The following is a 21,977-nucleotide window of genomic DNA, read 5'->3' as shown; positions in this document are numbered from 1 at the left end:
TCCTCGACACCGGCGCGGACCCCCCGGACCGCGGCCTGCCATCCAGCCCCGTTGCTGTGTGACCGGGCGAGTCTAGCCATGAGATGTGACCTGGATCGCACCACGACGCGTCCATCGTGTGACGGGCGCCCGAGCGCGGCGCGAACGGCGGGCGTTCACCTGATCGTGGGCGCGCTGCCACGGTGGCGTCCGGGTCGCAACCCGATCGTGATCGTGTCGCGCCCCTGTCGTGTCGATCCTGCGTCAGGGTGGCGCCATGGCCGGACGCGCCGGCACGAGGGGGCGATGCAGTGGGCAGCGAGTCGAGCACGGATCCGGAGCACGGGGGGCATCGCCGTCGCGTCGTCTGGACCGCGGCGGGAATCACGACGGTCGCGCTCCTGCTCGCCGGTGTCGCCTACGCCGTCCAGCGCGAGAGCGGGGCGGCGCCCGTCGCGGAGCCCACCGCGAGCCGGACGACGGCCCCCACGCCGACCCCCGCCGCGCAGCCCGCGGTCGTGCTTCCGACCGGCGACCCCGCGCTGCCGTTCGGGACGTGCGGGGCGCTGGCCGACGCCGCGCCCGCCGCCCCGGTCGAGACCATCGGCTTCTCCGCCGACCTGCGCCTCGACGCCTCGACCGTCACCGCCGGCGAGCCCCTCGGGCTGCAGACCCACTGGCAGGTGACGGGCGAGGCCGCGCCGCCCTACGTCTTCGTCCCCTCCGCCGGCCCGCGGCTCGCCGTGCTGCGTGACGGCGTCGTCGTCGCTGCCGGCGACCTGTACGAGGGCCGTGACATCGGCGACGACCTCATCTACCCGTACACGGACGCGGGCGTCGTGAACTACCGCGGAGCTCTCGACCTGGCCGTGTGCGACGACGGCACCTCGACGGCGGGCGCGCCCCTTCCTGCCGGTTCGTACTCGCTCGTCACCTGGGACGTGTTCACGACGGCGACCGAGGACGATGACGCGGCCCAGAAGCTGAACGCGGGCGAGATCACGATCGAGCAGGCCGCCGACCTCGCGGCCGCGACCGCTCGGACGTCGATCGGCGAGCCGGTGCTGTTCACCGTGACCGGCGAGGCGACGCAGGCGCGCGCCACGCCGTGGACCGACATCCCGCTCGTGCCGAGCCCGAACACCGCGTCGGTCCAGACCTGTGGCAAACCGGCGCCGGCCGCTCCGGCGACCTCGTGGATGTTCGAGCTGCAGGTCGTCCCCGGTCCGACGACGATCCCCGCCGGCAGCCCGTTGCGCGTCGACGGCACGTTGCGGTACTCGGGCCCCGACCGCGTCAGTGTCGGCGTCGCGTACACGGTGGACTACGTCGTCGTGCGCGACGGCGTCGTGGTCGGCTCCACGCTCCAGCCGATGGACGGGTGGATGAGCGGCGAGGACCTCGGCCACGGCGTCACGATGCCCGTCGCCGAGGAAAGCCCGCTCCTCGCATGCGACGAGGAGTGGGGGGACTCGACCGGCGAGCCGCTACCCGCGGGCACCTACACCGTCTACCCGGCGCAGTACCTCGGCGGCATCCACCACAACGGCGTCTCGATGGCCAGCGACGACCTCGAGTGGCTCGAGGGGACGGTCTACGGCACACCGTTCGAGGTGACCCTCACGTGACCGGCGGCGGGGTGGCCGACCTCGGCGCCCCGTCCGCGACCGGACCGTGGAGCGTGGAGCTGCGGGAGATCACGCGCTGAGCGCGGCCTCGAGGGTGTCGTGGACGGTGAACACCTGCAGCAGCGCGGTGAGGCGCAGGACCTTGAGCAGCCGCTCGTTGTCGATGACGAGCTGCAGGGTGCCGCCCTGGGTCCGCACCTTCTTCAGGGTCCCGACGAGGACACCGAGACCCGTCGAGTCCATGAACTGGACCGCCCGCAGGTCGATGACGAGGTCGGTGCGCTCCCGGCCCAGCACGTTCGAGAGCTCGTCGCGCAGGGCGTCGGCGGACGACACGTCGATCTCGCCGGCGACCTCGACGACGGTGCGGGGACCGACGTCCCGACTGGTCACGCGAATGTCCACGTATCCCTCCCTTGGAGGGCATTCAAACAGACTCACCCCACCGGCGTGACCGCGAGGTCGTCGAACCGCACCGCCGTGGCCGCCGCCGTCGAGCTCAGGTAGGTCTGCAGGTGGACCGCTCCCGCGCTCTGCAGGCCGGCGGTCGAGTCGGTCGCCGTGTACTGCCAGGTCGCGGGCTCGGGCGCCCCGACCTTCCACGCGCGGATCCGCAGCGTCGTCGGCGAGACGCCCTGCACCTGCACCCTGACCCGGAGCCGTTCGCCGCCCGCGAGCGTCAGGCCCGGCAGCGTCCCGCCGGACATCGCCGCGCCGCTGCGGTCGGTGTACAGCTGGACGCCACCGGTGCTCAGCAGCTTGACGCGGGCCCCGTAGACGGCCGTGCCGACCACGCGACCGGCGACGACCAGCTGGATCGTGCCCGTCGGGACGGCGTCGAGCCCCAGCGTGACCTGCGTGTCGGTGGACGTGGCCGCGACGCTCGCGAGCTTCGCGGTGACCGTGCCGCCCGGCGCCGGTGCCTCCAGGCCCACGCCGCCGCTCACCGAGAACCGCGTGTTGCCGCCGGTGAGCGTCCACGCGCCGCCCAGGTCGGCGCTCCCCCAGCCGCCCGTCACGGTGCGGCCGAACGCGTCGACGGCGAGCGCCGTCTGCACCGGTGGCGCGGTCACGGTCACCGGGCTGGTCGTCGTCGCGGAGGCGCCGTCGTCGTCCGTCACCGTCAGGCCGACGGTGTAGGTGCCCGCCGCCGCGTACGTGTGGCTGGCGGCCGCCGTCGTGGCCGTCGCACCGTCGCCGAACGTCCAGGCGCGCGACACGATCGTGCCGTCCGGGTCGCTCGAGGTGGCCGAGTCCACGGCGACCGTCAGGTCCGTGGGCGTCGCGACGATCCGCGGCGTGGGCGCGACGTTGGCCGGCGGGGCCGTGACCGTGACAGGAGTCGTGGTGGTCGCCGACGCACCGTCGTCGTCCGTCACCGTCAGGCCCACGGTGTAGGTGCCCGCCGCCGCGTACGTATGGCTGGCGGCAGCCGTCGTGGCCGTCGCACCGTCGCCGAACGTCCAGGCACGCGACACGATCGTGCCGTCCGGGTCGCTCGAGGTGCCCGAGTCCACGGCGACCGTCAGGTCCGTGGGTGTCGCGACGATCCGCGGCGTGGGCGCGACGTTGGCCGGCGGGGCCGTGACCGTGACGGTAGTCGTGGTGGTCGCCGACGCACCGTCGTCGTCCGTCACCGTCAGGCCCACGGTGTAGGTGCCTGCCGCGGCGTACGTGTGGTTCGCGGCGGGCGTCGTCGCGGTGGCGCCGTCGCCGAACGTCCAGGCGCGCGACACGATCGTGCCGTCCGGGTCGCTCGAGGTGCCCGAGTCCACCGCGACGCTCAGACCCGTCGGGGTCGCGACGATCCGCGGCGTGGGCGCGACGTTGGCCGGCGGCGGTGTGCTGCCGACGCCCGTCGCCAGGACGTCGTCGAACGACACGACGAGCGCGCCGCCCGTGATCGCCGAGCCGATGTAGCTGGTGAGCCTGACTGCCCCGGGCACCTGCAGGCCCGCGGTGCCGTCGGTCGTCGTGTACTGCCAGGTGCTCGGCTCGGCGGCGCCGGCCTTCCAGGTGCGAGCGCGGATCGTCGTCGGACCGGTGCCCTCGACCTGCACGCGGACGCGCAGCCTCTCCCCGGGGGCCAGGACCAGGCCGGGGACCGTGTTGCCGACGAGGGCCGTCCCCGAGCGCATGAGGTGCAGCTGCACGATGCCGCCGGGCAGCTCCTTGATGCGCGCGCCGTAATCGGCGGTGCCGACGAGCCGGGCCGACGCCGTGAGGTAGAGCGCCGTGTCCGGCACCCGGTCGGTGCCGACCGTGAACGACAGGTCCGTGCTCGTCGACGAGACCCCCGCCAGCGCCGACGTCACCGTGTAGCCGGGCGGGATCGTCTCTCGGCCCACCCCCGACGCCACGGAGAACTTGGGGTTCCCACCCGTGTGCGTCCACGCGCCGCCGACCTCTGCGGTGCCCCAGCCGCTGGCCACCGTACGGCCGAACCCGTCGCTGCCCAGCACGGTCGGTCCGGCGCCCGCCGCCGTGTAGGACCAGGTGGGCCCGCGGGTGACCGTCGTGCCGTCGTCGACCGTCGCGTACCAGTCCACGACCGTGCCCAGGGGCAGGTCGGGCACGGCGACCGACGCCACCGCGCCCGCGGCCACGTTCACGGTCCCGACGACCGGCAGCGGCGCGGGCGTGGTCATGTCGTACGGCACCGTGAACGCGCTGTCGGCGTCCGTCTCGAACTGGCCGAGGAACGGTGAGTACGTCGTCGCGCGGATCTGGTCCGCCGCCGGGTCGAACGTCAGGTACCGCAGCCAGCCGTTCCCGCCGCGGTCGCGGTCCTGGTAGTCGGTGAGCATCGACTGCACGGGCTTGCCGCACGCGTTGGTGTCGGTGCGCCGGGCCTCGGCCGTGACGTCGTCGGAGAAGTGCCCGTTCACGACGAGGAACACCGAGCAGCTCGGCTGGACGAGCTTGTTCCACAGGTCGACGCCGCTGTTGCCGCCGTCCAGACGCGCGACCTGGGTGGTCAGCTCGCCCGTCATCCAGATGTAGCTGTGGGTCGCGATGATCGCGCGCCGGTCCGGGTACGCCGCGAGCACACGCTTGGCCCAGTCGACCACGTAGTCCGGTGCGTTGAACTCGAGGCTGAGCAGCAGGAAGTCCATGCCGTCCGCGCTGAACAGCGAGTAGCTGTCGAGGTTCTGTCGGTCGACGGGGTCGTCGCCGAACTGGTCCTGCCCGAGGTAGCCGCCGTAGGACGCGGTCGGCGAGTTCCATCCCGCGCTCGCGTACCGGCTGACCGGGAAGTACTGCTGGTAGAGCGGCGCCTCACCCGTCGTCAGGTTCATGTCGTGGTTGCCCGGCAGCACCGCGCTCGGGATGCTCGCGGCGTCGAGGATGCCCATGTACTGCGAGGCGCGCTGCCACTGCGTGACCGAGGTGTCGACGCCGACGATGTCGCCGAGGTGAGCCACGAACACCGTGTTCAGCTGGTTCTTGGTGTCGGCGATCCACTGCGCCTGCTGCCGCATGATGTCCGTGTTCGCCGACGTGCTCACGTAGTTCTGCGTGTCCGGCATCAGCATCAACGTGAACGGCGCTCCGGCACCGGGGGTGCCCGCCGTGCGGGCTGCTGCGTGGAACGTGACGTCGACTCGCGCATCGTCCGGGTCGTTGGCCCGGACCTGCAGCTGACCACCGGTCGGGACCGTCGAGCCCGCGGCGGGCGCGACGAGCTGCGGCAGTCCCGGTGCGACGCCGCTCGCGGCGGCAGGGGAGACGAGTCCGACGACGAACGCGCCCACCGCGAGCGCGACGACACCCTTGCGAGCACGCATCGGTGGCTCCTCGGTGAGCGGGAGCGGACGCCGCGGCGCCGGCGGCCAGTCGTCCCGCTGCCGAGTTCACGCCCTCGGGGGAACCGTGTCAATATCTGACAAACCGGACACGGCAGGTTTCACCCTGCCGGGTGCGTGTCGGTGGGAGTCGCTACGGTCGCGGGCGTGACGTTGGAAGGGAAGGTCGCGCTCGTCGCCGGGGCGACGCGTGGTGCGGGTCGTGGGATCGCCGTGGCGCTCGGCGAGGCGGGCGCGACGGTGTACTGCACCGGGCGCAGCAGCGCGGCGCGCTCGTCGTCGTCCTCCGATTCGTCGTCCTCCTCTTCGTCGTTCTCATCTTCGTCGTACGACCGCTCCGAGACGATCGAGGAGACCGCCGCGCGGGTGTCGGCCGCGGGCGGGACGGGCATCCCGGTGCGGGTGGACCACGCGGTTCCCGACGAGGTCGCGGCGCTCGTGCAGCGGATCGACGCCGACCACGGGCGCCTCGACGTGCTGGTCAACGACGTGTGGGGCGGCGAGAACCTCATCGAGTGGGACGTGCCGGTCTGGGAGCACGACCTTGCGGGCGGCCTGCGGATGCTCGACAACGTGACGCGGACGCACCTCGTCACCAACCACTTCGCGCTCGCGCTGCTGTCGCGCGCCCCGGGCGGGCTCGTCGTCGAGATGACCGACGGGACGCGCGAGTACAACGAGGCGACCTATCGGGTCTCGTCGTTCTACGACCTGGCCAAGGCCGTCCCCCTGCGGCTCGCGTTCACGCTGGGCCACGAGCTCGCCCCGGTCGGCGGCACCGCGGTCGCCCTGACCCCGGGCTGGCTGCGCTCCGAGATGATGCTCGAGCACATGGGCGTGACCGAGGAGAACTGGCAGGACGCGTCCGACCGGCACTTCGCCGCGATCTCCGAGAGCCCGCTGTTCGTGGGACGGGCAGTCGCCGCGCTCGCCGCCGACCCGGACCTGCACCGCCACAACGGCGGCTCGTTCTCGTCGGGCGGGCTGGCCCAGGAGTACGGGTTCACCGACGTCGACGGCTCGCGGCCCGACTGCTGGCGCTACCTCGCGGAGGTGCAGGGGGCCGGTCTGCCCGCGGACGCGTCGGGGTACCGCTGACGGTCCGACCGGTTCTGGGGTTGTCGCGCCCTCAGCCGACGACGAACCGGACGGCCTCCCCGGGCCGCACCTGGGCGAGCAGGTCGATGGCCCGGTGGCGGACGACGGCGAGCACCGGGTAGCCGCCCGTCACCGGATGGTCGACGCCGAAGACGACGGGCTGACCGTCCGGCGGGATCTGCACGGCCCCGGGGACCAGCCCGGTGGACGGCAGCTCGGCCGTGTCTCGCCGCTGGACCGCCCGTCCCGCAAGGCGCAGCGCCACCCGGTTCGTCGCCGGCGTCACGGTGTACTCGTCTCCGCACAACACCGCGAGCCCGTCGTCGAACCAGTCGAGCTGCGGACCGGCGGTCACCGGCAGCACGACGTGGGTCGGCCACGGGCGCTCCGGGGCGAGCTCGACGACCGGCCACTCCTGCGGTGGCGCCCCGACCGGGAGCACGTCGCCGGCACGCAGCGGGGCCGGGCCGATGCCGGCCAGCTGGTCGGTGGACCTCGAGCCGAGGACCGGAGGCACGTCGATCCCGCCGCGCACCGCGACGTAGGACCGCAGCCCGTGCGGCGACGTGCCCACCCGGAGCTCGGCACCGGCGACCAGCTCGAGCACCGCGTTGTGCGCGACGGGCGTCCCGGCCACCCACACCGGTCCGGGCGCACCCGTGACCGCCACGGTCAGCGCGGTGGTTGCCCGGACCCGCAGCCCTCCGAGCAGCACCTCGAGGCCTGCGGCGCCCTCGTCGTTGGCGACGAGCCGGTTGCCGAGCCGCAGCGAACCCGCGTCGGCCGCACCCGATCGACCCACGCCGATGTGCGCCCAGCCCGGCCGGCCGAGGTCCTGGACGAGCGTGAGGACACCGGGGTCGAGGACCTCGATCATCGCGTCTCCACGAACCGGACCCGGGTGCCCGGCGGCAGGACCGCGGGCGGGTCGCGGTCGACGTCGAACAGCCTGGTGCTGCACGTCCCGAGCAGCCGCCAGCCGCCCGGGGTCGCCGCCGGGTAGACCGCGCTGAACTCGTCGGCGATCGCGACCGACCCGGCCGGGACCTTCTGCCGCGGGGACGCCAGCCGCGGGACGCGCAGCACCGGGTCGAGGCCGGTCAGATAGGCGAAGCCGGGCATGAAGCCGCCGAACGCGACCGTGTACTCCGCCCCGGTGTGGCGGGCGACCACCTCGGCGACCGACAGGCCGGTCAGCTCGGCGACACCGTCGAGGTCCTCGCCGTCGTAGGCGACCTCGAGCGTGACCAGCTCGCCCGCCTCGGACCTGGCGACGGCAGCCGCGCGGTGCGCCCACGCCTCGGCGACCACGAGCTCCAGCGCGACGGGGTCCGCGCCGGGGGCCACCCGCAGCAGGAGGGTGCGCGCCGCAGGAACCTGGTCGACGATCGTCGCGACGACCGCCGAGCGCCCTGCGCCGGGCGCCCCGCCCTCGTCGGCCTCCCTCTTGGCGACCACCGCCTTGCGAGCCGCACGGATCGCGTCATCCAGGGCCCGGACGGCCGTGAGGTCGGCGAGCTCGACGAGCACCGCGTCGTCACCGAACGGCACCACGCGGAAGTCGTCGGGCTCGACGCCCACGGCCCCGCTCATGTCGTCGCGAAGGGCCGGACCACGACGCCGGACTCCTCCAGGGCGCGCCGGACCGACCGCGCGAGCACGACGGCGCCGGGGGTGTCGGAGTGGACGCACACGGACTCGGCGCGCACCTCGACGTCCGTGCCGTCGACCGAGGTCACCAGCCCCTCGTCGGCGATCCGGACCACCCGGGCCGCGACCTGCGCGGCATCGGTGACCAGCGCACCGTCCTGCGAGCGGGGCACGAGAGTCCCGTCAGCGCGGTAGCCGCGGTCGGCGAACGCCTCGGTCACGGTGCGCAGACCCCGCCGCTCCGCGAGCGCCTGCACCGCGGAGCCCGGCAGCCCGACGATCGGCAGGTCGACGGCCTCGACGACGGCGCGCGCGTGCCCCTCGTCGTGCACCACGGTGTTGTAGAGCGCGCCGTGGGGCTTCACGTAGGCGACCGTGGCGCCGACCGTGCGCGCGACGGCCTGCAGGGCGCCCAGCTGGTAGGCCACCTGCGCGCGCAGCACGTCCGGCGGCACGTCGAGGACACGGCGTCCGAAGTGCTCGCGGTCCAGGTAGGAGACGTGCGCACCGATCGACACGCCGCGGACCGCTGCGGCCCGGCAGACCGCCGCCATGACGCGCGCGTCGCCGGCGTGGAACCCGCAGGCCACGTTCGCGCTGGTCACGACGTCGAGCAGCAGCGTGTCCAGACCGTCGACCCCCGGCGCCCACGGGTCGACGTCCTCGCCGAGGTCGCAGTTGAGGTCGATGCGGGCCGCCATGCTCCGATCCTGCCAGCGCGGGCGTCACCCGGTGCGAGGATGACCCGGTGGTGGGATCCGGCGAGCTGCTCGACGTCTTGCTCGCCGGGGGCCGACGAGCCGACCGGATGACCCACGTCCGGCACCTGCCGGCCCGGGAGGGCACCCAGGCGGACTGGCCCTCGTGGGCCGACGTCGACCTGGTGCGCGGGTACCGGGCGCTCGGCGTCGAGCGGCCGTGGACCCACCAAGCGACGGCGGCGGATGCGGCCTGGTCCGGCCGGCACACGGTCCTGGCGACGTCCACCGGCTCCGGAAAGTCCCTCGCGTTCTGGCTGCCCGCGCTCTCCCGCGTCCGCGCGGCCGCGGCCCGGTCGACGCTCGACCCCGGCCGGATCGAGTCGCTGGCCCGACGTGCCACCACCTTGTACCTCTGCCCGACCAAGGCCCTGGCGGCCGACCAGCTCGTCGCCCTCGACCGGCTGCTCGTCGCGTCGCGGACGCAGGACACCCGGATCGCGACATGCGACGGCGACACCTCGCTCGAGGAGCGGCGCTGGGTGCAGGAGTACGCCGACGTCGTGCTCACCAACCCCGACTTCCTGCACTTCGCGCTCCTGCCGCAGCACCGGCGGTGGGCCCGGCTGCTCGGCTCGCTGCAGTTCGTGGTGCTCGACGAGTGCCACGCCTTCCGCGGCGTCTTCGGTGCGCACGTCGGGCTGGTCCTGCGACGGCTGCGGCGGCTGGCCGAGTCCTACGGCGCGACGCCGACGTTCCTGCTCGCCTCCGCGACGACCTCCGACCCGGCGGTCAGCGCCGCCCGGCTGATCGGCGTCGACCCGTCCGAGGTCACCGCCGTGACCACCGACGCCTCCCCCGCCGGTCGCAAGACGTTCGTGCTGTGGCAGCCTCCGGAGCTGCCCGGCGTCGCCTACCCCGTGTCCGACGACGACCCCTGGGCCACCGACCTGCCGCTGCCGGACCTGGCGCGCGCACCGGACGACCTCGGCCCACCCGAGCCCGACGACGTCTGGGGGGCCTCGCCGACGAGCGACCCGGGCGCCGCGCCCGGCGACCCAGGCGTGGGCTCCGCGGGTTCGGCGACCACCGCGCTGTCCGCCCTGGCCGTCGCGCGCGAGGGCTCCGGGCCCGTCGGCACGGGCGAGCGCGTCGTCAGCGAACCCGCCGACCGGCCCCGCCGCACCGCGACCGCCGAGATCGCGGACCTGCTGGCCGACCTCACCATCGCGGGCGCGCGCACCCTGGCGTTCACGCGGTCGCGTCGCGGCGCCGAGTCCGTCGCGGCCTCGACCCGCGGACACCTCGAGGAGGTCGACCCGTCGCTCGGACGCAAGGTGTCGGCGTACCGCGGCGGCTACCTGCCCGAGGAGCGGCGCGCGCTGGAGCACGCGATCCGCACGGGGTCGCTGCTCTCCCTGGCGACGACGAACGCCCTGGAGCTCGGCGTCGACATCTCGGGGCTCGACGCGGTGCTGATCGCGGGCTGGCCCGGCACGCGCGTCTCGCTGTGGCAGCAGGCGGGCCGCGCCGGGCGGGCCGGTGCGGACGGTCTGGTCGCCCTCGTCGCGCGCGAGGACCCGCTCGACACGTTCCTGGTGCACCACCCCGAGGCGATCTTCGACACCCCGGTCGAGGCCACGGTCTTCGACACGACCAACCCCTATGTCCTCGCTCCCCACCTCTGCGCCGCGGCCGCCGAGCTGCCGCTGCGGTTCGAGGAGCTGGACCGCTTCGGCCCGCGCACGTTCGAGCTGCTGGGCGAGCTGGTCGAGCGCGGTGCCCTGCGCCGGCGGCCGTCGGGCTGGTACTGGACGCGCAACGAGGTGGCCAGCCGGCTGACCGACCTGCGCGGCTCGGGCGGCGACCCCGTCCGGGTCGTGGAGTCCGTGACCGGCCGCCTGCTCGGCACGGTCGACGCGGGGTCCGCCGACTCGACCGTGCACACCGGCGCCGTCTACGTGCACCAGGGGCTGACCTTCGTCGTCGACGAGCTGCGCCTGGAGGACGGCGTCGCCCTGGTCACGCGGCGGGACGTCGACTACGGAACCTGGTCCCGGCACGCGACGAGCACCGAGATCCGCTCGGTCGACGCGCAGGTCCCGTGGGGACCGGTCACCTGGGGGTTCGGCGCGGTCGACGTCACCACCCAGGTCACCGGCTACCAGCGCAAACGCATCCCCGACCTGCAGATCCTCGGCAACGAGACGCTGGACCTGCCCGAGCGCACGCTGCGCACGACCGCCGTCTGGTGGACCGCGCCCGCCTCCGTCCTGGAGGCCGCCGGGGTCGACGCCGAAACAGCCCCGGGCGCCTTGCATGCCGCCGAGCACGCGTCGATCGGGCTCCTCCCGCTCCTCGCCACGTGTGACCGCTGGGACCTCGGCGGCCTGTCCACCGCACTGCACGCGGACACGGGCATGGCCACGGTCTTCGTGCACGACGGCTACCCCGGCGGTGCCGGCTTCGCGGAGCGCGGGTTCGCCCTGGGCGCGACCTGGCTGAGGGCCACCCGCGACGCGATCGCCGCCTGCCGCTGCGTCTCGGGCTGCCCCGCGTGCGTCCAGTCGCCCAAGTGCGGCAATGCCAACAACCCGCTGGAGAAGGCCGCCGCCGTCCGCCTGCTCGACGCGGTCCTCGCCCACGCCCCCGCCTGAGCGTGCCGGTCGGCAGTAGCCCGCCCGCCGATCGAGCGCCGGTCGTCAGCCACGCGCGGATGCCGGGCCGGCCCTGGCTTCGGCGGACGCGGCACCGACCTGCGTCGACACGACGACCCGCACGCGCACCACCCCGCCGCCCTCGTCCTCGCAGACCGCCAGCCGTCCGCCGTTGCGCGACGCGGTCTGGCCCGCGATACCGCACGGGTCCCCGGCCCCGAGCGGCAGGAGCCGCGACGCCGCCGCGAGCGCCGCGAGGTCGGCGGCCGCCTGAGCGCGTGCCCGTGCCGACTGTGCCGAGGCGAGCAGCCCGAGGAACGCGGCCATGACGATCACGACGCACACGAGCCCGAGCAGGATCACGGTCCCCGACCCCTCGTCGTTCACGGACGGACGCCACGGCCGTCGGACCCGAAGTCCGCGGCACCCGGGAGTGACGGTCCGCCCGCGACGGAGTGCGCTCACGGCTCGTCCCGCGCCACGGAGGTCGACGACGCGCGCAGCGGGACGCCCCGCCAGGGACCGACGGCATCCGACACCGTGACGCTCGCCCAGCCGTCGGAGCGCGACACGCTCACCTCCGCACCTGCGCCGGCCACCCGGCGCGCGGTCGCCACGACCGCCGCATCGTCCTCACCGAGCGCCGCCGACCGCGCGCCGGCCCGCGCGCCGTCGGCGCACCTCGTCTGGGCGATCGCCGCCGACGACACCGCCAGCAGCGCGACGAGCACGAGCACCACGGCGGGCAGCCCGACCGCCAGCTCCGCCGTGACGCTCCCCCGATCTTGGGCGCCGGCGACGCGCCGGGCGAGGCGTCGACCCGTCACTGCCCCAGCGCCTGCCGGATGATCGCGAGCAGGAACCCCCTCACCTCGTTGCCGCGCAGGATCACCACCAGCAGCCCGGCAAACCCGACCGCCGCCAGCGTCGCGATCGCGTACTCGGCGGTCGCCATCCCCGCCTCGGCGAGCTCGTCGCCGACGTGCCGGCCCCGGTCCCGCACGGTCGCGACGAAGGTCGGCAGGACGGCCCGTCGACGGCGCGCCGCGAGCCGGGGCTCGAGGAAGTGCACCGACCGGTCCGCCGACATCGGCTCCTGCCACGGCGGCGCCCCCCGCTCGGTGGTCCCGGCGGTCGCGTTCCCCTCGTCCTTGCTCATGGCCTGCTCCTCACCTTCGGGACGACGCCACTGCGACGTCCCGCCCAGCCTGCGGCGGTGCACGACCGCCGAACCGGCCCACCGACGATCGGTGCGCGCGACCGACACGGAGCGGGCTGTGGATGCGTCACCCGAACAGCCCGGTCGCGAGGCTGAGGACCATCGGCACCAGGCCGAGCAGGACGAACGCGGGCAGAAAGCAGAGCCCGAGCGGCAGGACGAGTCGGACGCCGAGCGCACCGGCCGCGGCCCGGGCACGCGCGCGACGCCGACGACGGAGCTGGTCCGCGCGTGCGCGCAGCGCGGGTCCCGGCGCGGAGCCGCTGGTCCAGCTCGCCTCCAGCACGTCGGCGACGTGCTGGAGTGCCGGCGGCGACCCCGCCCACGCGGATCGCCAGGACGCCCCGAGCAGGAGCGACGCCGACGCCCGAGCGAGGCCCTCGCCGGACGGAGCACCGACCGCCGAGCCGACGGCGTCCAGCGCGCGCGGCACCGACGCGCCCGTCGAGAGCGCGACCTCGACGAGGTCGAGGAGCAGCACCGGGTCCGACGCGACCGGCGCTGCGGCTGCCGTGCCCCCTGCCCGCGACGCGCGGACCGGTCGACGGCACCACCACGGGCTCGTCGCACCCAGGACCGCGAAGACCACGACAACACCGGTCATGCCGCCCGCCGCGGGATGGCGCCGCCGGCCTGCCGACCTGGCGGCGCGTCGAGGCCACCCGCGCGCCGGCCCGTCGACGCTCCGTCGTCGCGTTCCGCACGCGCCAGGAGCGCCTTCGTCCACCACCGCCCGAGCAGCACCAACCCGACACCGCACACGGCCGCCGCGGTCCCCACCCCGCCGTCGAGCACCACCGCGACCGGGTCGGCGCCGAGCGCGACGCCCAGCACGAGCCCGAGCAGGGGCAGCCACGCCAGGACCTGAGCGGTGGCGCGGGGACCGGCGAGCGCCGCGATCCGCTCGCCCTCGCACTCCTCGTCGGCCGCCAGTCCCACACCGACCCGGTCGAGGACCGCGGCGAGCGGGGCTCCGAGCTCGTCGGACAACCGCGCCGCGGCGACGACGGCCGCTGCCCGCTGAACGTGGCCCGAAAACCGGCGCGAGACCGGTCCGGTCAGGTCGACGACGGACGGCGCCCGGCCCACACGACGGCCCAGCGCCCGCGCCCAGGCCTCCGCGGGCGGGGCACCGGACCGCAGGTGCGCGGCGGCCGCCGCCAGGACCGCGGACAGCTCGGGCGCGTCGAGCGACGACCGCGCTCGTCGCCTGCTCCCACGCCGCCTCGAGGGCGGGGCGACCACGCGACGCGGGACCCGCGAGCCGAGCACCAGGATCGCTGCGGCGACCGCGAGACCGGCCACGACCGTCATCGCAGCCCGAGCCGCTCCGCGAGCGCGGACCACCCCGGCCCGCGGACGCACGCTCCGCAGGGGTCCGCCCGGACGGCGTCGAGCACCTCCAGCGCGCCCGCGGACGACCGACGGACCACCCCGACCTCGGCCACGTGCCGCAGACCACGGTCGGCACCGGCCCGGCGCAGGTGCAGCACGGCGTCGACGGCGCTCGACGCCTGGGCGGCGACGGCGTCGCGGGACATGCCGGCCAGCGCTGCCAGGGCCTCCAGCCGCGCCGGCACGTCGGCCGCCGCGTTCGCGTGAAGGGTCGCGAAGCCGCCGTCGTGCCCGGTGTTCAGGGCGGCCAGCACCTCGCGGACCTCGGCGCCCCGGCACTCCCCGAGCACGATCCGGTCCGGCCGCATGCGCAGTGCGTTCCGGACGAGCTCGCTGAGCCCGACCGCACCGGCACCGTCGACGTTGGGCTGTCGCGCGACGAGCCGGACGAGGTGCGGGTGCCGCGGCTGCAGCTCACCGGCCTCCTCGATCACGACGATGCGCTCGTCGTCGGGGACCAGCGAGAGCAGTGCGGCGAGCAGTGTGGTCTTGCCCGAGCCGGTGCCGCCCGAGACCAGCACGTTCGCCCGCGCCGCGACGAGCGCGCGGACCACCGGGACCAGCGACGGCGCGAGCGTCCCCGAGAGGACCAGCTCGTCGACCGTGAAGGCCCGCGAGCGCACGACGCGCAGGCTCAGCAGCACCCCGCCACCGGCGACCGGCGGCAGGACGGCGTGCAGTCGGGTGCCGTCGGGCAGGCGCGCATCGACCGCGGGCGCGGCGTCGTCGAGCCGTTGTCCTCCGGCGGCCGCGAGCCGGACGGCGAGAGCCCGGACGTCGTGCTCGGAGCCGAGGTCGAGCGGCACGTGGGCCAGCCGCCCGCACCGCTCGACCCAGACGTCCTGCGGACCGTTGACCAGGACGTCGGTCACGTCAGGATCCTCGAGCAGCGCCTGGAGCGGACCGGCGCCGAACAGCTCGTCGCGCACGTCTCGTGCCGTGGTGAGCAGCGCGCTCGACCCGAGCACCACGCCCGACGACCGCGCGGCCGCCTCGACCGCGACCTCGAGCGCCTCGCCGGTGCCGACTCTCGCGCGCACCCGATCCAGGAACGCGGCATCGAGGCTCACAGGAGACCACCGACCAGCCGCGCGGCGGTCCGTGCCGTCCGCCCGCGCGGCGGGACGCCGTCGCCGCCCAGTCGTCGGTCGCGGGGCAGCGTGCCCAGCACCGGCAGCCCGACGGCCGAGGCGACCTCGGACGTCCCGAGCACCCCGGGCCCCCGGACGACCAGCCCGACGCCGGCTCCGTCGAGCATCGGCCGCATCGCCAGGACTCCCGCGACGGCGACGAGGTCTCGGGGCGCGACGACGAGCACCGCGTCGCACGCGGCCACCAACGACTCCCCTGCGACGACGTCGGAGCGATCCAGGTCCAGCACGACGGCACCGACCTCCGCGCAGAGCCCGTGCAGGACGTCGACGACCACCGCGGGCTCCGGAGGGCCGGGCCGGAACCGGTCGGCGCTGAGCACCGCGCACGACCCCCACCGCGGCAGCAGCGCGACGACCTCCGCACCGGCCACGTCCCCGCGCGCGTCGCGCAGGTCCGGCCAGCGCATGCCGTCGACACCCTCGAGGCCGAGCAGCACGTCGATCCCGCCCGAGCCGCGGTCGAGGTCGACCAGCACGGTCGCGGTCCGCCGGGCCAGCTGGCGCGCGAGCGCGGCGGCGAGCGTCGAGGCACCCGCGCCTCCGCACGCTCCCACGACGCCGAGCACCAGTGCAGCCACGTCCACCCGCTTCCGGCCGGACGGTCGCCGGCTCCGGCCCAGCCTGCGCCGACGAGGTGCGGCGGAGGCGGTGAAGGTGGCCCACCCACCCGGCGGCCGGGCTGTGGACGGCTCAGTCGGCCCCGTCGGCGCCGGTCATCCATCACGTGTCGGTGAGTCCCGTTAGGCTCGCGGGAGCACGCAGCCGCCGACCCCCGGAGCACCATGGACGACCAGCAGACGTCGCAGTCGGCTGTGCCCCGGACCGCCGCGTTCTTCGACCTCGACAAGACGATCATCGCGACGTCGTCGGCCACCGCGTTCTCCCGGCCGTTCCTGGCCGAGGGCCTGCTGACCCGGCGCGCGGTCATGCGCAGCGCCTACGCGCAGCTCCTCTACCTGGTGGGGGGTGCCGACGAGGACCAGACCGAGCGCCTGCGTGCCCAGCTGAGCCGGATGGTCACCGGGTGGGACGTCGCGCAGGTCTCCTCGATCGTCGCCGAGACGCTGCACGAGTCGATCGACCCCTCGGTGTACCTGGAGGCGGTCGCGCTCATCGACGAGCACCACGCGGCCGGCCGGGACGTCGTGGTGGTGTCGGCGTCCGGCTCCGAGGTGGTGGAGCCGATCGCGGCCGCACTCGGCGCGGACCACGTCATCGCGACGCGCATGAACGTGGTCGACGGCCGATACACCGGCGACATCGACTTCTACGCGTACGGCGAGAACAAGGCGTCCGCGATCGTGGCGCTCGCCGCCGAGCAGGGGTACGACCTGGCGGACTGCTACGCGTACTCCGACTCGATCACCGACGCGCCGATGCTGGGCGTGGTCGGCCACGCGTTCGCCGTGAACCCGGACCGTGCCCTGCGCCGGCTCGCCGCGGAGAACGACTGGGGCTCGCTCACGTTCGAGCGCCCGGTCCCGCTGTTCTCGTTCCCCCGCCCGCCGGCCCGCGTCATCACGTCGGGCGCCCTGGTCCTCGCGGCCGCGGCGGCACTCGTCGTCTGGCTCGTCCTGCGGCACCGGCGCACACGCCCCTGACGAACGACAGCGCCCCCGAGAGGGCGCCGTCGCCAACGATGACCGGAGGGTGATCATGCGTGCACCGTCGTCGGTCGCTACGGGACCAGCCCGGTCGACCTGCCCATAGGTGGGCTCTCCTGCGCGTGGGTGCCCTCGCGGGTCATGCTGTTGTGACTCCTTGCTACTCCGGTGTGCGACATATGGGAACCCCCACCGGTCCGACCGCAGGCCAGGACGGTCGGGCCGACGCATGCTGGGACAGCCGTCCGCTGGGTGGGACGAATTCGGCCTGCACCTGAGACGCGGCCGGACGTCCGGACGGACGTCGGGTCAGTCGTCCGGGAGGGACCCGGCGAGCACGCCGTCGGCCACCCGACGCGCCCGTGCGGCGCCCTCGACGGTGGCCAGCGAGCAGGCCTCGATCCAGGCCGCCACACCGGTTGGCGTCCCCGTCGCGAACCCCGCCGCCGCGCCGAGGTAGGGGTTCAGCGACCACGACTCGACGACCGATCCCGTCGGGTCCAGCCCGCGGGTCGTCGCGATCAGCCGGGCCGTCGCACGCGCGACGACGCCGTTGCCCGCGCGGAACGGCCGCAGCGTGAGCAGCTCGGCATGCACCACCGCGGCGACGACGAGCGCGGGCGCGTCCGACGAGCCCACCGTCGAGGCGAGCAGGTCCACCCGAGCGGCGAACGCATCCCCCGCGAGCGCCGGCCCGAGCCCGGTCAAGTCCGCCGGTGGGAGGTCCCGGCGGAGCCGACCGACGTGCTCGTCCGGCAGCCACCCGCCGGTCGCGGCGGCATGCACCCGCGCGAGCAGCTGTCCGAACGGCGGCAGCGCGGCCGCTCCGCGAGCGCCGAGGGCCGGCATCAGCTCTTCCACGACGACCGTCGCGCGCAGCGCACCGGCCACGACGGGTTCGTCGTCGGAAGAACCCCCGGTGGCCAGCGAGCGCACGACGGCCAACGGGACGCGCGCACCCTCCAGCGCGGCCGACTCACGCGTCGACCGCAGCCCGGCCTCGGCGCGCACCTCGCGCCAGCGCCGCCGGTAGGCCTCGTGCCAGCGCAGCTCCTCGCACGCGACGCGCGCACGCTCGACGGCGTCGCGGACGCCGGGCAGGTGCATCAGGGGCTCGAGGCTCACGCGCGCCACCCTACGAGCGGGAAAGCGACACAATGGCCGGATGGTGTCACCCAGCGTCTCCTCGTCCATCACGGCACGGCTGGAGGTGCAGGCCCGGCCGACGGCGGTCAGCGAGCTCACCACCGCCATCGAGAAGGCCGGCGGCATCGTCACGGCCCTCGACGTCACGGCCTCGGGCCACGAGCAGATGACGGTCGACGTCACCTGCGCGACGCGCGGCGAGCAGCACGCCTCGGAGATCGTCGACGCCCTGCGGGTCCTGACCGGCGTCGTCGTCGACCGCGTCAGCGACCGCACGTTCCTCATGCACCTCGGCGGCAAGCTGTCGATCGAGTCCAAGGTCCCGCTGCGCAACCGCGACGACCTCTCGATGGCGTACACGCCCGGCGTCGCGCGCGTCTGCGAGGCCATCGCGGCCCACCCCGAGGACGCCCGCCGCCTGACCATCAAGCGCAACACGATCGCCGTGGTCACTGACGGCACCGCGGTCCTCGGGCTCGGCAACATCGGCCCGCTCGCGTCGCTGCCGGTCATGGAGGGCAAGGCGGTGCTCTTCAAGCGGTTCGCGGGGATCGATGCCTTCCCGATCGCGCTCGACACCCAGGACGTGGACCAGATCGTCGAGACGATCTGCGCGATCGCCCCCGTGTTCGCCGGGATCAACCTCGAGGACTTCTCGGCGCCGCGGTGCTTCGAGATCGAGGCCCGCCTGCGCGAGCGCCTCGACATCCCGGTCTTCCACGACGACCAGCACGGCACGGCGATCGTCGTCGTCGCGGCCCTGACCAACGCGCTGAAGGTCGTCGGCAAGCAGCTCGACACCGTCCGCATCGTGCTCTCGGGCGCGGGCGCGGCGGGCACGGCGGTGCTCAAGCTCCTGCTCGCCGCGGGTGCGCGCGACGTCGTCGTCGCCGACATCGAGGGCGTCATCCGGCACGACCGCCCGGGCCTGGCCGAGTCGCTCGTGTGGACCGCGGCCGTCACCAACCCGCGCGGGATCACGGGCTCGATCCCGGACGCCCTGAAGGACGCCGACGTGTTCATCGGCGTCTCGGCGCCCGACGTCATCACCGGCGATGACGTCGCGACGATGGCCAAGGACTCGATCGTGTTCGCGCTCGCCAACCCCCGCCCCGAGGTCGACCCGGACGACGCGGCCCTGCACGCGGCCGTCGTCGGGACCGGCCGCTCGGACTTCGCCAACCAGATCAACAACGTGCTGGCGTTCCCGGGCGTCTTCCGCGGCCTGCTCGACTCGCAGTCGCACCGGATCACGGACCAGATGCTGCTCGCGGCCGCCTACGCGCTGGCCTCGGTGGTCACCGACGCCGAGCTCAACCCCACGTACATCGTGCCGAGCGTCTTCAACCCGGAGGTCACGACGAGGGTCGCCGCCGCCGTGTCGCGCGCCGCGGAGTACACGCCCCCCGCCCAGGCGACCTACGCGATCTGATCCGGCTGGTTCCCGGCGGGTCCGACGGCGGCCCCGAGCAGCTGGCGCCGTCGCGGTTGCGGGGCGCGGTCGGCACCGTCAGGCCCAGGTGCCGCGCACGTACGGCGCCTGCCAGCCCGTCGCCGACGTGCCCTCGACGACGTCGGCCGAGCCCGGCTCGACGGGCAGCGCGCCGGTCGCGACCCCGAGCTCGTGCGCGGCGCGCAGCGGCCAGAACGGGTCGCGCAGGCCCTCCCGGCCGAGCAGGACCGCGTCAGCAGACCCGTCCGCCAGCACAGCCTCGGCCTGCTGGGCGTCGGTGATCAGGCCGACCGCCGCGACGGGCAGCCCGGACGTCTCGCGCACCTCGCGGGCCGCGGGCACCTGGTAGCCGGGGCCGACGGGGATCGACGCCGGCGCGTTCCCGCCGGTGGACACGTCCACCAGGTCGACGCCGTGGGTGCCCAGCTCCTTGGCGACGAGGGCGACCTCGTCCACGGTCAGCCCGCCCTCGACCCAGTCCGTGGCGGAGAGCCGCACGAACAGGGGCTTGTCGGCCGGCCAGATCGCACGGACGGCGTCGGCCGTCTCGACGAGCAGGCGCGAGCGGTTCTCGAGCGGGCCGCCGTACTCGTCGGTGCGGTCGTTGGACAGCGGCGAGAGGAACTGGTGGAGCAGGTACCCGTGCGCCGCGTGCAGCTCGACGACGTCGAAGCCGGCGTGGTCGGCGCGCATGGCCGCGGCCGCGAAGGCCTTGGGGATCCCGGCGATCTGCTCGAGCGTCATCGCCCGCGGCGCCGCGTAGCCGGGGAACGCCGAGTCCGAGGGACCGACGGTCTGCCAGCCGCCCTCGCCCGGCAGGACCGAGCCGCGCGGGCCGTCGAACCCGCGGTAGGTGGACGCCTTGCGACCGGCGTGCGCCAGCTGGACCCCGACCTTGGCGCCGCGTGCGTGCACGAAGTCGGTGATGCGTCGCCACTCCGCGATGTGCAGGTCGTGCCACAGGCCGGTGTCCTGCGGGGAGATCCGGCCCTCGGGGACCACGGCGGTCGCCTCGGCGATCACGAGCCCGAACCCTCCCGAGGCCCGGGCCCCCAGGTGGACCAGGTGCCAGTCGTTCGGGCTGCCGTTGGTCGCGGAGTACTGGCACATCGGCGCGAGCCAGGCGCGGTTGGCGAAGGTGATGCCCCGGATGGTGAGCGGGGTGAAGAGGTGGGTCACACCGCTGGGCAACCCTCGACCGCGCGACGCCATTCCCCGTGTCCACCAGGCGGGCAGCACGCCGCACGCGCGGGGCCAGGTCCCGACCTCTGCGAGCAGCGCGCCGCACGGCGCGAGCCCCGACGCGGCAATACGGTGATCAGGACAGCGGCGCCTCTCGACGCCGCACCCGCGCCCTGCCCCGAGGAGCATGCATGAGCACCTCCGACCCCGACCGTCCGGCCGACGACACCACCCCTGCCCCCGTCGAGCGGAGCACCCCCGCCGACGAGACAGCGTCGACCCCCGGCACCCCCGCCGAGCCGGCGCCCGCGGCCCCCTCGGACCCCGAGCTCGTCCCGCCGACCGAGCCGGTCGCCGCCGAGCCGACCGTCGCCGAGCCGGTTGCCGAGCCGGTTGCCGAGCCGACCGTGGCCAAGCCCGCTGCGACAGAGCCGGTGGTCGAGGAACCGACCACCGCGGAGCCCGTCGCCACGGCGCCGGTCGTTGCAGCGCCCGTCGTCGGCGAGACCGCCGCGCCGGTCACCGAGCCCGTCAGCCTGGACACGGGCCGCCACGCGGTCGTCCGCCCGACCCCCGTCCCGCCCGACGACCCGACGCCGGACCCCGTCGTCGCGACGGCTCCGCGGACGGCCGCCACGCCTGTCGATCCGGAGGTCGCAGCGGTCGCTGCGGCGTCCGTCGCGAACGAACCGGCCACCGAGGCACCCGCCACCACGCCGGTCGCGGCCTACGGGGCCATCACCCCGGAGCCCGAGGACGACGGACGCCTGTTCCCGGACCCGAACGCGCCGAGCAGCCCGTCGGCGGGCTCGCGCATCCTCGGGGTGCTGGTCGGCCTGATCCTGACGCCGATCGCGGTCGGGGTCCTGCTGCTGGGCGAGTCGCAGATCCTCGAGGCGCAGGTCGACGGCTGGGACGCGTCCACGTCGGTCTTCGGCATCGTGCTGGTGACGCTCGGCCTCCTGCTGCTCGGCTGCGTGCTGCTGCTGGGCGTCTGGACGGCGGCGGTCCCGATCACGGGCGGCGTAATCATCAGCGCGGTGGGCGCCGTGTATCTCTACGCCCCGTCGCTCGCCCGCGAGCAGACGCTGACGCTCCTCTCGTCGAAGGGCTGGGAGCTGACGATCAAGCAGGTGACCGTGTCGGCGACGTCCGGCATGGCGCTCGCGGCAGGCTTCCTGCTGCTGCTCGCCGGCCTCGTCATCGCGTCGGCCCGCAAGCGTGGCGTGCACCTCGGCGAGTTCCGCGAGCGTCACAAGGCCTGAGCAGCAGGTGCTGCGGGGTCCGGCTAGAGTTTCCGACCGGACC

20 protein-coding genes are annotated in these 21,977 nt (G+C 74.7%); 6 read left to right on the top strand and 14 right to left on the bottom strand.

From position 1 onward, the window contains the following. Positions 1–290 precede the first annotated feature (290 nt). Positions 291–1,607 carry a hypothetical protein gene (locus AC1DUE_RS16445; protein WP_477040487.1) on the top strand — a complete coding sequence of 439 codons (1,317 nt, stop codon included), beginning with the start codon at positions 291–293 and terminating at the stop codon, positions 1,605–1,607. Positions 1,608–1,676: 69 nt separating this feature from the next. Here the strand turns inward: AC1DUE_RS16445 and AC1DUE_RS16440 are convergent, their stop codons facing one another. Both AC1DUE_RS16440 and AC1DUE_RS16435 read right to left on the bottom strand, forming a co-directional pair. After that, a complete protein-coding gene (locus tag AC1DUE_RS16440; RefSeq protein WP_477040486.1) occupies positions 1,677–2,000 on the bottom strand; it encodes an STAS domain-containing protein in 324 nt (107 codons plus the stop codon). 44 nt (positions 2,001–2,044) lie between these two features. After that, entirely contained in the window at positions 2,045–5,395 is a 3,351-nt protein-coding gene (locus AC1DUE_RS16435) for a PKD domain-containing protein (RefSeq protein WP_477040485.1), read from the bottom strand. A 165-nt stretch (positions 5,396–5,560) separates the two neighbouring features. Here AC1DUE_RS16435 and AC1DUE_RS16430 point away from each other — a divergent pair, with 165 nt between their 5' ends. After that, positions 5,561–6,511 (top strand): SDR family oxidoreductase, encoded by a 951-nt coding sequence (locus AC1DUE_RS16430; RefSeq protein ID WP_477040484.1) that lies wholly within the window; start codon positions 5,561–5,563, stop codon positions 6,509–6,511. Positions 6,512–6,542: 31 nt separating this feature from the next. Here the strand turns inward: AC1DUE_RS16430 and AC1DUE_RS16425 are convergent, their stop codons facing one another. The 3 genes from AC1DUE_RS16425 to AC1DUE_RS16415 are packed head-to-tail and all read right to left on the bottom strand — an operon-like array spanning position 6,543 to position 8,862. Further along, positions 6,543–7,388, bottom strand: a complete 846-nt coding sequence (locus tag AC1DUE_RS16425) for a 5-oxoprolinase subunit C family protein (RefSeq protein ID WP_477040483.1) — start codon at positions 7,386–7,388, stop codon at positions 6,543–6,545. Beyond that, positions 7,385–8,104 carry a 5-oxoprolinase subunit B family protein gene (locus tag AC1DUE_RS16420; RefSeq protein ID WP_477040482.1) on the bottom strand — a complete coding sequence of 240 codons (720 nt, stop codon included), beginning with the start codon at positions 8,102–8,104 and terminating at the stop codon, positions 7,385–7,387. The genes AC1DUE_RS16425 and AC1DUE_RS16420 overlap by 4 nt, the downstream gene beginning before the upstream one ends. Then, positions 8,101–8,862 carry a LamB/YcsF family protein gene (locus tag AC1DUE_RS16415; protein WP_477040481.1) on the bottom strand — a complete coding sequence of 254 codons (762 nt, stop codon included), beginning with the start codon at positions 8,860–8,862 and terminating at the stop codon, positions 8,101–8,103. The genes AC1DUE_RS16420 and AC1DUE_RS16415 overlap by 4 nt, the downstream gene beginning before the upstream one ends. A 107-nt stretch (positions 8,863–8,969) precedes the next feature. Here AC1DUE_RS16415 and AC1DUE_RS16410 point away from each other — a divergent pair, with 107 nt between their 5' ends. After that, positions 8,970–11,516 (top strand): DEAD/DEAH box helicase, encoded by a 2,547-nt coding sequence (locus AC1DUE_RS16410; protein WP_477040532.1) that lies wholly within the window; start codon positions 8,970–8,972, stop codon positions 11,514–11,516. 45 nt (positions 11,517–11,561) lie between these two features. Here AC1DUE_RS16410 and AC1DUE_RS16405 read toward each other — a convergent pair whose 3' ends face one another. The 7 genes from AC1DUE_RS16405 to AC1DUE_RS16375 form a co-directional block, all read right to left on the bottom strand. Beyond that, on the bottom strand, positions 11,562–11,903 hold the full coding sequence (locus AC1DUE_RS16405) for an Rv3654c family TadE-like protein (protein ID WP_477040480.1): 342 nt from the start codon (positions 11,901–11,903) through the stop codon (positions 11,562–11,564). A gap of 74 nt (positions 11,904–11,977) precedes the next feature. After that, positions 11,978–12,343, bottom strand: a complete 366-nt coding sequence (locus AC1DUE_RS16400) for a TadE family type IV pilus minor pilin (RefSeq protein WP_477040479.1) — start codon at positions 12,341–12,343, stop codon at positions 11,978–11,980. Then, positions 12,340–12,675, bottom strand: coding sequence for a DUF4244 domain-containing protein (locus AC1DUE_RS16395; RefSeq protein WP_477040478.1), 336 nt, complete (start codon positions 12,673–12,675; stop codon positions 12,340–12,342). Before AC1DUE_RS16395 ends, AC1DUE_RS16400 begins: the two co-directional genes overlap by 4 nt. A gap of 127 nt (positions 12,676–12,802) precedes the next feature. Beyond that, on the bottom strand, positions 12,803–13,339 hold the full coding sequence (locus tag AC1DUE_RS16390) for a type II secretion system F family protein (protein ID WP_477040477.1): 537 nt from the start codon (positions 13,337–13,339) through the stop codon (positions 12,803–12,805). After that, complete coding sequence (locus AC1DUE_RS16385) at positions 13,336–14,049, bottom strand: type II secretion system F family protein (RefSeq protein WP_477040476.1); 714 nt, start codon at positions 14,047–14,049, stop codon at positions 13,336–13,338. Before AC1DUE_RS16385 ends, AC1DUE_RS16390 begins: the two co-directional genes overlap by 4 nt. Then, the gene (locus AC1DUE_RS16380) at positions 14,046–15,200 is read right to left on the bottom strand and encodes a TadA family conjugal transfer-associated ATPase (protein WP_477040475.1); all 1,155 of its coding nucleotides are present in this window, start codon (positions 15,198–15,200) and stop codon (positions 14,046–14,048) included. Before AC1DUE_RS16380 ends, AC1DUE_RS16385 begins: the two co-directional genes overlap by 4 nt. Then, entirely contained in the window at positions 15,197–15,862 is a 666-nt protein-coding gene (locus tag AC1DUE_RS16375; RefSeq protein WP_477040474.1) for a CpaE-like family protein, read from the bottom strand. Before AC1DUE_RS16375 ends, AC1DUE_RS16380 begins: the two co-directional genes overlap by 4 nt. 204 nt (positions 15,863–16,066) lie before the next feature. Between AC1DUE_RS16375 and AC1DUE_RS16370 the strand changes: the two genes are divergently transcribed. Beyond that, positions 16,067–16,885, top strand: coding sequence for an HAD family hydrolase (locus tag AC1DUE_RS16370; RefSeq protein ID WP_477040473.1), 819 nt, complete (start codon positions 16,067–16,069; stop codon positions 16,883–16,885). A 312-nt stretch (positions 16,886–17,197) separates the two neighbouring features. On the opposite strand, the gene AC1DUE_RS16365 is transcribed toward AC1DUE_RS16370, so the two are convergent. Continuing rightward, positions 17,198–18,013, bottom strand: coding sequence for a Fic family protein (locus AC1DUE_RS16365; protein ID WP_477040472.1), 816 nt, complete (start codon positions 18,011–18,013; stop codon positions 17,198–17,200). 40 nt (positions 18,014–18,053) lie between these two features. On the opposite strand from AC1DUE_RS16365, the gene AC1DUE_RS16360 reads away from it, so the two are divergent. Further along, positions 18,054–19,466, top strand: coding sequence for an NAD-dependent malic enzyme (locus tag AC1DUE_RS16360; protein ID WP_477040471.1), 1,413 nt, complete (start codon positions 18,054–18,056; stop codon positions 19,464–19,466). A gap of 78 nt (positions 19,467–19,544) precedes the next feature. Here AC1DUE_RS16360 and AC1DUE_RS16355 read toward each other — a convergent pair whose 3' ends face one another. After that, a complete protein-coding gene (locus tag AC1DUE_RS16355) occupies positions 19,545–20,666 on the bottom strand; it encodes an NADH:flavin oxidoreductase/NADH oxidase (protein ID WP_477040470.1) in 1,122 nt (373 codons plus the stop codon). Between the two features lie 194 nt (positions 20,667–20,860). Between AC1DUE_RS16355 and AC1DUE_RS16350 the strand changes: the two genes are divergently transcribed. Continuing rightward, positions 20,861–21,934, top strand: a complete 1,074-nt coding sequence (locus AC1DUE_RS16350; protein WP_477040469.1) for a hypothetical protein — start codon at positions 20,861–20,863, stop codon at positions 21,932–21,934. Positions 21,935–21,977: the final 43 nt, after the last annotated feature.

The organism is Cellulomonas sp. P4_A2 (assembly GCF_056402515.1).
Note: the sequence above shows the minus strand (reverse complement) of the source record. Positions and strands in the feature narration are given on the sequence as shown.